This window comes from Winogradskyella sp. ABM4_392, from assembly GCF_056160445.1.
Map to the genome: position 1 here is coordinate 27,333 of NZ_JBSWXE010000006.1, position 12,957 is coordinate 40,289.

8 protein-coding genes and 1 tRNA gene are annotated in these 12,957 nt (G+C 33.0%); 6 read left to right on the forward strand and 3 right to left on the reverse strand.

Going from position 1 to position 12,957, the window contains the following annotated elements; genetic code table 11:
• Window positions 1-113: 113 nt before the first annotated feature.
• Genes ACXAFS_RS12625 through ACXAFS_RS12635 form a run of 3 tightly spaced genes read right to left on the reverse strand, consistent with a single transcriptional unit; the run spans window position 114 to window position 1,774 of the window.
• A complete protein-coding gene (locus ACXAFS_RS12625; protein WP_475307356.1) occupies window positions 114-530 on the reverse strand; it encodes a DUF6691 family protein in 417 nt (138 codons plus the stop codon).
• Between the two features lies 1 nt (window position 531).
• The gene (locus ACXAFS_RS12630) at window positions 532-1,089 is read right to left on the reverse strand and encodes a YeeE/YedE family protein (protein WP_475307358.1); all 558 of its coding nucleotides are present in this window, start codon (window positions 1,087-1,089) and stop codon (window positions 532-534) included.
• Between the two features lie 49 nt (window positions 1,090-1,138).
• On the reverse strand, window positions 1,139-1,774 hold the full coding sequence (locus ACXAFS_RS12635) for a Crp/Fnr family transcriptional regulator (protein WP_475307359.1): 636 nt from the start codon (window positions 1,772-1,774) through the stop codon (window positions 1,139-1,141).
• An 84-nt stretch (window positions 1,775-1,858) separates the two neighbouring features.
• Here ACXAFS_RS12635 and ACXAFS_RS12640 point away from each other — a divergent pair.
• The 6 genes from ACXAFS_RS12640 to ACXAFS_RS12665 all read left to right on the forward strand — a co-directional run bounded on the left by ACXAFS_RS12640 (window position 1,859) and on the right by ACXAFS_RS12665 (window position 12,951).
• Window positions 1,859-1,932 (forward strand) — tRNA-Arg (locus tag ACXAFS_RS12640).
• 202 nt (window positions 1,933-2,134) lie between these two features.
• Window positions 2,135-4,930, forward strand: a complete 2,796-nt coding sequence (locus tag ACXAFS_RS12645) for a helix-turn-helix and ligand-binding sensor domain-containing protein (RefSeq protein ID WP_475307360.1) — start codon at window positions 2,135-2,137, stop codon at window positions 4,928-4,930.
• Between the two features lie 249 nt (window positions 4,931-5,179).
• The gene (locus tag ACXAFS_RS12650; RefSeq protein ID WP_475307362.1) at window positions 5,180-8,206 is read left to right on the forward strand and encodes a SusC/RagA family TonB-linked outer membrane protein; all 3,027 of its coding nucleotides are present in this window, start codon (window positions 5,180-5,182) and stop codon (window positions 8,204-8,206) included.
• A gap of 11 nt (window positions 8,207-8,217) precedes the next feature.
• A complete protein-coding gene (locus ACXAFS_RS12655; RefSeq protein ID WP_475307363.1) occupies window positions 8,218-9,750 on the forward strand; it encodes a RagB/SusD family nutrient uptake outer membrane protein in 1,533 nt (510 codons plus the stop codon).
• Window positions 9,751-9,759: 9 nt separating this feature from the next.
• Window positions 9,760-11,469 carry a LamG-like jellyroll fold domain-containing protein gene (locus ACXAFS_RS12660; RefSeq protein WP_475307364.1) on the forward strand — a complete coding sequence of 570 codons (1,710 nt, stop codon included), beginning with the start codon at window positions 9,760-9,762 and terminating at the stop codon, window positions 11,467-11,469.
• A 108-nt stretch (window positions 11,470-11,577) separates the two neighbouring features.
• The gene (locus tag ACXAFS_RS12665; protein ID WP_475307366.1) at window positions 11,578-12,951 is read left to right on the forward strand and encodes a glucoamylase family protein; all 1,374 of its coding nucleotides are present in this window, start codon (window positions 11,578-11,580) and stop codon (window positions 12,949-12,951) included.
• Window positions 12,952-12,957 lie beyond the last annotated feature (6 nt).

Sequence of the window (12,957 nt, forward strand, 5' to 3'; positions counted from 1 at the left end):
TTTTGTTTAATTTGAGTTGAAGTCAATAAAAACCGTCATCTCTTTTAATAAATTTACGCTAAATTATAAAAGCAAAAAAATCTTAATGTACTATTTGTTACATAGGTCGTAAACTAGTGCGGAAGCTTACGTTTTAAAATTCCGTATACAAATGTACCTGCCAAAGCAGCAGCTATTACTATTAGCATGGAAAAAACACCAGTACCCACTAAGATGTACATTGGTCCAGGACAAGCACCACAAAGTGCCCAGCCGAGTCCAAAAATACTTCCACCAGCTATGTATCTGATGAGTCCTCTGTCTTTTAGAGGAACACGTAAGTAGGTGCCTTGCGTAGTTTTAAGGTGTTTCTTTTTTGCAATTAACAATAAAATAATACCTGTAAAAACAGCAGTACCAATAATACCATACATATGGAAGGATTGAAACTTAAACATTTCAAATATGCGATACCAAGAAACGGCTTCAGATTTTACCAATACAATTCCGAAGAATACACCAACTAAAAAAAACTTTAAAAAATTCTTCATCTTAAAATAGTATTGGAAAGATTAAATGAATCATAATTAAACCACCAATAAAAAAACCGATAACGGCAATTAAAGATGGTAATTGCAAGCTGCTTAAACCAGTTATGGCATGGCCAGATGTGCAACCGCCAGCATAGCGTGTTCCAAAACCAACTAAGAAGCCACCAATAAGTAGAATGGCAATACCTTTAAGAGTTAACACATTTTCCCAAGAAAATAATTCTGGTGGTAAAAGGCTATTTCCGGCATTTTTAAAACCGAGTTCGTTTAGGTCTTTAATGGTTTCAGTGCTTAGGTTAATATCAGTTGGGTTTGATAGAAAAAAGTGTGCAATAAATCCACCAACGATAGCTCCAGTCATTACGGTTAGGTTCCATTTTTGACTTTTCCAATCGAATTTAAAAAACTCAGAGTATTTACCTGCTCCACCAATAGCACACATTGTTCTTAAATTAGAAGACATACCAAATGTTCTTCCGAAATAAAGTAACAAAAACATAGTAACAGCAATACAAGGGCCAGATACATACCAAGGCCATGGTTCTTTAATTAGTTCCATATAAATAATAAGGTTTTAGGGTTGAGGAATAAGGATTTTTTATAAAAGATTAAAAATCTACAACATGGATTTTATTTCTTCCAAGAGCTATTCTTTCTTGCTTTTCTAGTTGTTTTAATAATCTTGAAACGACTACTCTAGAGGTGTGTAAATCTTCTGCAATTTCTTGATGCGTAATTTCTAAATCTGTAGAAGCAGAAAGCTTTACTTTATCTGTAAGATATTTAAATAGTCTTTCATCCATTTTCATAAATGCTAAAGTGTCAATAGTTTCTAGCATTTCGTCAAAGCGTATCTGGTAACTTTGCAGAATAAAACTTCTCCAACTATCATTAGTGTCAAACCAATTTCTCATTTCGTCTATTGGTATCATAATAACAGTAGTATCTTCATCTGCAATAGCTCTTATTTTACTAACAGACTTTGCCATGCAACACGTCAGAGACATAGCGCAAGTATCACCAGACTCTAGTACATAAAGCAATAACTCACTACCTTCATTATCTTCCCTTAGAACTTTAATATTTCCTCTAATTAATAGAGGTACATATTTTAGTTCTTGCCCAATATCTATAATGATATCGTTTTTCTTGAAGGTTTTAGTATCTGCAACTTTGGAAATATTGTCGAGGATTTCATCGTCGAACAAATATGAAAACGGTTCTAAAATATCTTTTGAAATCATGTATCAAAAATAAACATTTAGAATTTTGAAATAAATAGTTTGGTTGTTTTTTAATAAAAGTTATATATTTGCAGCCCTTTATTAGGCCACGTGGCGCAACTGAATAGCGCATCTGATTACGGCTCAGAAGGTTGCAGGTTTGAATCCTGCCGTGGTCACATCAACGGAGAATTTATCTATTTTCGATAAGTTCTCCGTTTTTCATTTGTGATGATTTGTTTTATATATAACATATAAGTTAATTCATTATTCAGTGTATTAGTCTATTCAATTTTCACATTGATTAAAATTTTAACAATAGAGTTAATTAATTTTTTAATTTTAAATGCTTCGTTAAAAGCATTTATTATAATCATCAGAATGAAAAAAGTATTAGCTTTATTATTATTTCAATTTTTTTTCTCATTTTTCTCTTATTGTCAATTTTCACCAAATATTCATAACTATTCTATTGCTGAATATAAAGCTAGTAACCAAAATTGGGATTTACACAGAGCTAAAAATGGTAAGATATATGTAGCCAATAACAATGGATTATTAGAATATGATGGTTTAGATTGGAAATTGTTTCAATTGCCTAACAAAACCACTGTAAGATCAGTTTTAGAATTAAATAACTTGGTTTTTACTGGTTCGTTTGAAGAGTTTGGTTATTGGGAGAGGGATAATTACGGAGACTTAATTTACAAATCTTTAAGTGATTTAATTAAACATGATATTTCTCCAAATGAGGAAGTATGGCAAATATTAAGCTATAAGGGTAACGTAGTTTTTAGATCATTTTCTAGTATTTATATATATGATTTTAAAACCGTGGAACGTATTCATCCAAGTTCGGCTGTAATATCATTGAGCTTGGTAGGTGAAGATTTATTTGTTTCTACTTTAAATAATGGAATATATAGGCTTCAAGAAAAAACTTTAATTCCTTTTTTTTCTGATGAAAGGTTTAAGGATACCAAGATAATTTCAATAGTAAAAAAACAAGACCAATTCTTAATAATGACTTCTCTTAAAGGAAGTTTTTATTTAAGTTCTAATAAGCTACTACCGACAACATATGCTTTTAATAATCAGATAAAACAACATCAGCTGAATAAGTTTTCTCAATTAGAAAATGGATATATGGTCTTTGGTACCATAAAAGATGGTGTTTACGTGGCAGATAGTGATGGTGAGATAAAATTTCATATTAGCAAAGAAAATGGACTCATAAATAATACAGTTCTCGGTCAGTTTATTGATGAAAATAGCAAATTATGGCTTGGTCTGGATAACGGAATAGCGACTATTGACTTAAAGAACACTAACTATTTTTTTAACGATATATCAGGGAAATTGGGTGCTGTGTATGATATTGTTAAGTACCAAGATTTACTTTATATAGGTACTAATACAGGACTATTTTGTTTGGATAAGGATAAAGCTTTAAGTTTTATTAATGGTTCTCAGGGGCAAGTTTGGGATTTAAAGATTATAGACGGTAACCTGTTCTGTGGACACAATGAGGGAACTTTTTTAGTTGATAAAAACCAAATAAAAAAAATATCAGATTTTACCGGAGGATGGACTATTCAAAAAGTGCCTGAGCATGATGATTTGTATATACAAGGTACCTATGCTGGTTTAGTGAAATTTGAACAAAAAAGCGGAAAATGGAATACTAAGCATATGGGTAAAACTACTATTCCTTCAAGGTTTTTAGTGTTTGAAAACCCTCATACTGCTTGGGTAGCTCATGCCTATAAAGGTGTTTATAAAATAAACTTCAGTAAGTCTTACGATACCATAACTAAAGTGACAAATTATGGACTAAAAGGTTTAGATTCTGAGTATAATCCTAGAGTATATAATCTAAAAAACGACATAGTTTTTAAAACTAATCATGGCTGGCAAAAATATGAGCCAATACTAGATTCTATTGTACCTTTTGATTTATTGAATGAAAAATTTGGAACGGATTCCTATATTATATCCGAGAAAGATATGAGTCCAATAGTTCTTAAGGATAAGAATGGTGTAATAAGATTTAAGTATATTAATAATGATAGTGTTGAGAGAAAAATAAACAACAAGTTAATAAAAAATAGATATATAGTTGGGTATGAGCATGTCTCTAAAATAGATAACTCACTTTTTGCTTTAAATTTAGATAATGGTTTCATGTTCATTGATGAAACCTATATGGATTCTACAGTCCTTTTTAAACCTAAAATAGAGTCAATTCAAGTTAATGGTAAGGGTGTAAGTTTATCTTCAATTGATAGTGGAGATAAGGTTGTAACATTGAAGTATAACGAAAGTGTGAATTTAGAACTTTCTTCTTCTAAATCTAATAATCACTATTTTGAATATAGCATACCCTCTTTGAGTAAAGATTGGTTCAAAGTAGATAATAGAAATTTAGAACTAAATAATATTAACCACGGTATATATAATATATTATTAAGAACAAGAGACGATTCTGGAAATACGTCAAAAACCCAAAATCTAAAATTAGATGTTAGTCCACCTTGGTATAAAGGAACGCTCGGTTTAATATTATATGTTGTGTTATTGTTTGGTATTATAGGTTTATTCTATTACTTACATCATAGAAAAATTCAAAAAGAACAACGGTTAATTAGAGTAAAGTACGAAAGGGAGCAGCATAAGCTTTTGCGAGAAAAAACCCTAGAAAATGAAAAAAATATAGTGCAGCTAAAGAACCAATCATTACAGAATGAATTAAAAATAAAAAGCAAGCAATTAGCTAACAATGCAATGGCATTAGTTAAAAAGAATGAAGTTCTCCAAGATATTAAGCGCGAATTAGCTATAAACAAGGATAGTTTTAATGATTATTATTCATATAAGAAACTTGTTAAGAAATTGAATAATTCAATAGAACATAAAGATGAATGGGAGGTTTTTGAGGAGAATTTCAATCAAGTTCATGATGAGTTTTTTTTCAAGCTAAAATCACGTCACCCAATTTTAACTCCAAAAGATTTAAAGATATGTGCATACATCAAAATGAATCTAGCAAATAAAGAAATAGCACCTTTAATGAATATCTCTGTTAGAGGTGTAGAGACTCATAGATACAGACTGAAAAAGAAATTGAATTTAGAAAATGACATTTCTTTGACAGATTATTTATTAAATATTAAATAACAGCCACATTAAGTTGTTAATTTAATATTTTTAATTACGTCATTACTACGTCACTTAGTTAAAATTTTAAGATTTTACAACGTTTTCGTTTATATTTAAACTACGTCAAATTATGAATTCAAGGGCTTTTTAGAGCTTTTGGTATTTCATGGCGTAATTAAAATGTAAATAGTACATATATTAAATTTAAGTTAACACCTTAACTTTAGGATTAGAAAAAACTAACTATTTCAATCTAAATGTTAATGTATGAAAACTAAATTCAGTTTAATATTACTTTTATTTTTCTCCTTAATCTCTTGGAGTCAGCAAATAGAGGTAAGTGGTGTTGTAACTTCAGCAAGTGATGGTATGCCATTACCTGGTGTAAGTGTAATTGTAGAGGGTACTTCCAGAGGAGTATCTACAGATTTTGATGGAAAATATTCCATTAGTGTAGAGAGTGGTCAAAAGTTAAGTTTTAGCTATGTGGGTTTCAAAACCCAAAGCATTGTTATAACTAATCAGACTGTTCTTAATGTAACTTTAGAAGATGATGTAGAATCTTTAAATGAAGTTGTGGTTGTAGGTTACGGTACACAGAAAAAAGCAGATTTAACCAGTGCTATTGCAACTATTAAGCCACAAGAATTGGCTAAAACACCTGCTGCTCAAGTTGTTCAGGGCTTTCAAGGTAAAGTTGCAGGTGTACAAATAAGTAGTTTAGGTTCGCCTGGTGAAACTCCACAGATTTTAATTCGAGGTACAAATTCTTTAAGTGGTGATTCTTCACCTTTATTTGTTGTAGATGGTATGTTCTTCGACAATATCGATTTTTTAAATTCTAGTGAAATTGAATCTGTTTCAATCTTAAAGGATGCCTCGGCTTCAGCCATATATGGTGTCAAAGCCGCTAATGGTGTTGTTTTAATAACAACAAAAGGAGGGAAATTTAATAAGAAAGCTGAGATTACCTTTTCAACTTATTATGGTATACAGCGTGCTCAAAATATTTTAAAAATGGCAAATGCCGAACAGTTTGTAACATTTGCTTTAGAATCTGGATCAGATTCTGAAATAGCAAGTGTTGAGCAAGCTATACAGAGATTTGGTAGGAGTAGAGTAAATCCAAATATACCTGATGTTAATACAGATTGGTACGATGAGGTTTTAAGAGATGCAGAAATTGAAAATTATGATTTGCAAATCAATGGTGGATCTGAGAATATTTCCTATTCACTAGGTGGTAATTTCTTTTTTCAAGAAGGTGTTTTAGATATGAAAAACAGCTATGAGCGTTTTAACCTTAGGGCCAGAGTTGATGCTAAAGCCAATGATTGGCTTAATGTTGGCGGAAATGTTCTATTTAGTAATGCAGTTAAGTATGATGATGAAGGTTCTGCTTGGCAATTAACGTATTTTGCGGTGCCTATTTTGCCGGTTTTTGATAATAACTTTACAATGGCAGACCCGTTACCATATTCTGATGCTAGAGAGATTGGATATAGAGATGCGCAAAATCCATTCCCTTTAATGGATAATTCTGATAGAAGAGGTGAGCGTAGAAGAACTACAGCTAATTTTTATGCAGATTTTAAAATTATTCCAGAACATCTAAATTTAAGATCAAGTCTGTCTTACAATTATCTTGGAACTAATGAGCGTATTGTATTGCTACCTTACTTTGTTACTGATGATTATCAGAGGTCTGTAGATCAGTCATCTATTACAAGAAATAATGCTGTTACTGAAAATTATATTTGGGATAATACCTTAACGTATTCAAATGTCTTTGGGGAACACGATCTAACACTTCTTGCAGGTATGTCGTTTAGAGATGATTATTTTAGAAGTTTTGGTGCTCGAGGCAATTTTGATCCTAGTGGTGCATTTGTGAGAAATAACGAAAAAACATGGTATATATCTAATACAGCTGAAGATAGTAGAACTTCTTATGATGGTGGAAGTAGATTTTACGGTTTTTCTTATTTTGGAAGAGCACAATATAAATTCAAGGACAAGTATTTAGCATATGCTACATTTAGGGCAGAAGGTAGTAATAGATATGACCAGAAATACGTGTATTTACCAGCTTTCGGTCTAGGTTGGGAGGTTTCTAAAGAGCCTTTTATGGAGAACGTAAATTTTATAAATTATCTTAAGTTAAGAGCTGGCTGGGGAAGATTAGGTAATAATGCAGTGGCGCCTAGTATACCAATTTCTGCATCAACAGTTTCAACAGTATTTAACGATACTTTCTATAACGGATTTCAATTCTCTACTGTTGCTGATGATATAGATTGGGAGTTCACAGAAGAAACAAACATTGGTTTATCTGCATATATGTTTGATAACAAATTGTCTTTGGAGGCAGATTATTTTGTTAAGAACACAGATAATTTGGTAATTCCTGTATTGCCACTTGTAGGTACAGAGATTAGCCTTCAAAATGTAGGGGCTGTAAGGAATAGAGGTATAGAACTTGCAGCGACTTGGAGAGGCAGTATTTCTGAAAATTGGGGCTACAGTATTTCAGGGAACTTTAGTACCATTGATAATGAAATAACAGATTTAGAAGGTCAACCATACATAAATACTGGTACTGCCGAAGCTCGTCAAAGATTAGTAGTAGGCCAGCCAATCAACGTATTTTATGGGTATCAAATAGATGGTGTATATCAAAACGATGCAGAAATTGCAGCTGACCCTGTCGCTCAATCTGCTATTAATGAAGGTATAAATGTAGAACCAGGATATTTTAGATATAGAGATCTTAATAATGACGGTATTTTGGATGCTGATGATAGAACATATTTGGGATCACCGGTACCTAACCACTATTATGGCGGTAGCCTTGGTATTAATTATAAAAATTTAGAGCTAAATGTGTCTTTCTATGGTCAGGGAGGAAACAAAATATTAAATACTAATAGGATGGAAGTTATTAGAACCCAAGGTCGTAATATTGATGCTGAGTTAGCAATTAATAGATGGCGTGGAGAGGGTACAACCAATGAGTTTCCATCATCTGAAGGTTATAGAAACCTTTGGAATCAGAGATTGTCTAAATTCTTTTTACAAGATGGTGATTTTTTCAGAATTCAAAATATTCAGTTAGCCTATACCCTAAAAGAAGATAAACTCCCAGAAATGCGTTTTACACTTACTGCTGATAGGCCATTTTTGTGGACTAAAAGTTACAATGGTTTTAACCCAGAAGTTGGTTTTGATGGAAGAGATACGCAAACTTATCCTATACCTTCAGTGTATAGCCTAGGTGTTTCAGTTAAATTATAAAATTATAAGCTATGAGATATATATTTAATTTAAAATTGATTGTTCTAATTTTACCAGTTTTGCTATTCAATTGCAATGATAAATTAGACGAAGAGCAAGAACTTGTAGTATTACAAGATGAGATAGATTACAGCAGTGAAGAACAAGCATTTGGAGCGCTTGTCGGTGCTTATCAGAAATTTCAAAATGTAGGTTGGGAACAAATTCCACTTATTTCTGTAAGAGGCGACGATGTTAATGCAGGTGGACTTGGAGATCAACAGGGTTTTGCAGATACAGATAACTTTATTTATGACAATAGTTATTGGATGTATAATGTGTTTTTTGAAAATTGGGCACAAGATATATTGCAAATAACATCTCAGATAGAATCATTAGAAAGATTTAGAGCTGGAGGTGTAGATTCTGACCTAATAGATCAGTATCAAGCAGAGTGTAAAGTGCTAAGAGGCTTTATAACACTGCAGTTATCTAGAGTTTTTGGTGATGTTTATAGAATTCAAACAACCGATCAAACACAAATCGAAGTACTTCCAAAAGATGAACTCATGATGTGGATCTCTGATCAAATGGATGAAGCCATCCCAAATTTACTAGACCAGGCGCCAAACTTAAGATCTGATTTGCCAGGTGGTATAACTAAATATACAGCATTAGCTGTAAAAGCTATTGCAAATTTAGAGGTTGAAAATTACCAAAATGTAGCAGATGCTACAGGTGAAATAATTAGTTCTAGTAAGTTTCAATTATATGACGATTATTACGAGTTATTTAAAATTCCAGGTAAGTTAGCAAATGAAAATATTTGGGAAATACAGTATTCTGATTTCGGGCAGTCATCAGGTGAAAATGTAAGCCACTTATATGCATTTTATGGACCTCAAAATTGGTCTGCATCAGTTCCTGAAGCTACTAGTGGATGGGGATTTTATGAGCCAAGTTTTAAGTTTATCAAATTCATGATAGATAGAGGAGAAACTGTAAGGCTAGAAACAAGTGTATTGTTTACGGACAGAGGAATAACTGAATTACAAACAGATCCTGATTATGCAACTTTACCAGCTTGGATTTCTAACACTACAAGAGATGGTGATGTAATTAACGATTACTCGAGAGCTTATTTTGCTAGTGGTAAGCATTATTTACCTTCAAATCAACTAACCCCAGGTAGAACATCTTATGGTACAAATAAGAATTACACTGTTATTAGATATGCAGAAGTATTGTTGATGTATGCAGAAGCATTGACTAGAGGTGCGTCTGGTACCGCAGGTACTGCAGACAATGCTGTAAATGCTGTGAGATTAAGAGCAGGTTTAGGAACACTTTCTGGAGTGACAAGCGAGCAAGTTATGGATGAGAAATATGCTGAATTAGCCATGGAATGGGGAATTAGATACTACGATATGGTTAGACTAGGAGAAATGGGTGAACTTAGCTATGATGGTAGAACATTTAGTATGGATAAAGCCTTTTTACCTTACCCACAAGCTCAGTTAGACCAAAGTTATATTCTTAATGATTACTATCAATCACAACAATAAAATGAAGTTATGAAAAAAACAATAATAAAAATTTTAGGAATTTTCATGGTACTGTTTGCAGTATCATGTGATGAAGGCATAGACCCTATTACAGAAGTAGATCCAGGACCAGATGCAGGTGCTCCAACTGTAGATATTATTTATCCTACAGAAGGAACTGAAATTACTGGTCTTGAGCTAATAGTACCAGTAGATATTTCATTTAGAGTTGAAGACGATATAGAAGTTGGTTCTGTTACTGTAACACTAGATGGAGTACAAATAGCCTCTTATGACTCTTTTTTGGACTACAGAATAGTTGACGAAGAGTTTACCTATGATAGTTTAACAAGTGGAGATCATGTTTTAACAGTCACTGGTACAGATTTAGTGGGTAATTCTACAAGTGCCACAGTTAATTTCTCTAAAGCGCCACCTTATGAAGCAATTTTTCCAGGAGAGGTTTTTTATATGCCATTTGATGGTACATATACAGAATTATTATCTATAGCAGATGCTGGTGAGGTTGGAACACCAGATTTTGCAGGTGAGGCATTTGCTGGTTCTAACGCCTTTAAAGCAACTGAAGATTCTTATTTAACATTCCCAATCAACGATTTAATGTTTGGTTCAAATATGAGTGGTGCATTTTGGTATAAAGTTAATGCATCACCAGATAGATCAGGTATTTTAACGGTTGGTGATGATGCAGATGATAGATTTCAAGGATTTAGATTATTCAGAGAAGGAAATTCTGCTGAACAGAGAATAAAACTAAACGTAGGTACTGGTGATGGAGAAAGTTGGAACGATGGCGGATTAATTGATGTAGCTGCAGGCGAGTGGGTACACGTAGCGTTTACGATTTCTCCAACTCAAACAGTAATTTATCTTAATGGTGTTGCTGTAAATATGGCCACACCTTCTAATGCTATCGATTGGACAGGTTGTACAGAAATCCATATAGGCTCTGGTGGTCCAACATTTGATTATTGGAACCATTTATCTGATGATAGTGCCTTGGATGAATTACGTTTATTTAACACAACACTTTCTCAAGCTGAAGTACAAAATATGATTAACGTAACTAATCCATATGAGCCTATTTATAATGGCGAGACTTTCTATATGCCTTTTGATGGTTCTTATACTGAATTAGTGAGTTTATCTATGGCAACTGAAGTTGGTACGCCAAGTTTTGCAGGCGAAAGTTATGAAGGCTCAGATGCGTATATGGGAGCAACAGATGCTTATTTAACATTCCCAATAGATGGATTATTCGGTGCAGATTCTTTTAGTGCTACTTTTTGGTATAAAGTAAATTCTACACCAGATAGATCGGGTATTTTAACAGTTGGTGATGATGAAGACGATAGGTTTCAGGGATTTAGATTATTCAGGGAAGGTAGTGCTACTGAACAACGGATAAAGGTTAATGTTGGAATTGGTGGTGGTGAAAGCTGGAATGATGGTGGTGTAATTGATGTAACTGCAGGAGAATGGGTGCATATTGCACTTACTGTTTCAGCAGCAGAGAGTAAAATATATTTTAATGGAGTAGAGCAATTATCTTCAACATTTGCAACTAGTGTAGATTGGACAGGGTGTAACGAAATTGTGATTGGTGCTGGTGGACCAACATTTAGCTACTGGAATCATTTATCGGATTTAAGTGCTTTTGATGAATTAAGATTATACAATGTTGCTTTAACAGAAGCAGAAATACAGGATATGCTTTAAATTTCATATTTTAATTAATTGGTTTAAGTCTAAATTTTAAAAATATCCTTATTTCAATCTTTTAGCGGCATTTTTCTAAAATGCCGCTAATTCTTATACTGTGTTTGAATGAAAAATTTACAAAAAAGCCTTTTTCTGATAGTCACTCTTTGCACTTTTGTATGCTGTAAATCTAATGACCAAAAAGGAGAGCAAGATTTAGCATATAATTCTAAAACAAAAAGTAATGATTATACCAATCTTACTAATAAAGAATTGTTAGATACAATTCAGTATCAAACCTTCAATTACTTTTGGGAAGGAGCAGAACCTAACTCAGGTTTGGCAAGAGAGCGTTTACATATGGATGATGTGTATCCAACTTCGCCAAAAAATACAGTAACAACAGGTGGAAGTGGTTTTGGACTAATGGCCATTTTAGTTGGTGTAGAGCATGATTGGATTACAAGAGAGCAAGCTTTTAAAAGATATGAGAGAATTGTAAACTTTCTTGAAAAAGCAGATCGTTTTCACGGTGCTTGGTCCCATTGGATAGATGGAGAAACAGGTAAAATGTATCCCTTTGGTAAAAAAGATAATGGAGGAGATTTAGTAGAAACAGCGTTTTTGATTCAAGGTCTACTAACCGTTGCTGAGTATTTTAAAGAAGGAAACGCACAAGAAAAAGAATTAGTTGCCAAAATAGACCAATTATGGAGAGAAGTAGAATGGGATTGGTACACTAAGGGAGGTGAAGATGTATTGTATTGGCACTGGTCGCCAGAATACCAATGGGAAATGAATTTTCCAGTTGGTGGTTATAATGAATGCTTAATAATGTATGTGTTAGCAGCTGCATCACCTACACATTCAATATCAAAAGAAGTTTATGAAAAAGGTTGGGCAAGAGATGGTGAAATTGTCTCAGATAAATCTTATTATGATGAAGAGCTGGTTTTAGATTATTACGAACATGGTGATGCGCCAATTGGTCCTCTATTTTGGGCACATTATTCGTACCTAGGTCTAAACCCAAAAGGCTTATCAGACCAATATGCGGATTATTGGAAATTAACTCAAAATCATGCTAAGATTCATTATAAATATGCAATTGATAACCCTAAAAATTTTAAAGGCTATGGAGATAGTCTTTGGGGCTTTACCTCAAGTTATTCTATGAAAGGTTACGCTGGTCACAGACCAGGCGACGACCTAAGTGTTGTTTCGCCTACAGCTGCATTATCATCATTTCCTTACACACCAAAAGCTAGTATGAATGTTTTAGAAAATATATACAGAAATCACGATAGCTTGGTAGGTAAGTACGGACCTTATGATGCTTTTAGCTTAGAATATAATTGGTATTTACCAAGATACTTGGCTATAGACCAAGGACCAATACCAGTTATGATAGAAAATTACAGAACAGGTTTGTTTTGGAAATTATTTATGCAAAACAAAGATGTTCAAGCAGGCTTAGATAAGCTTGGATTCAATTATTAAAAGAAT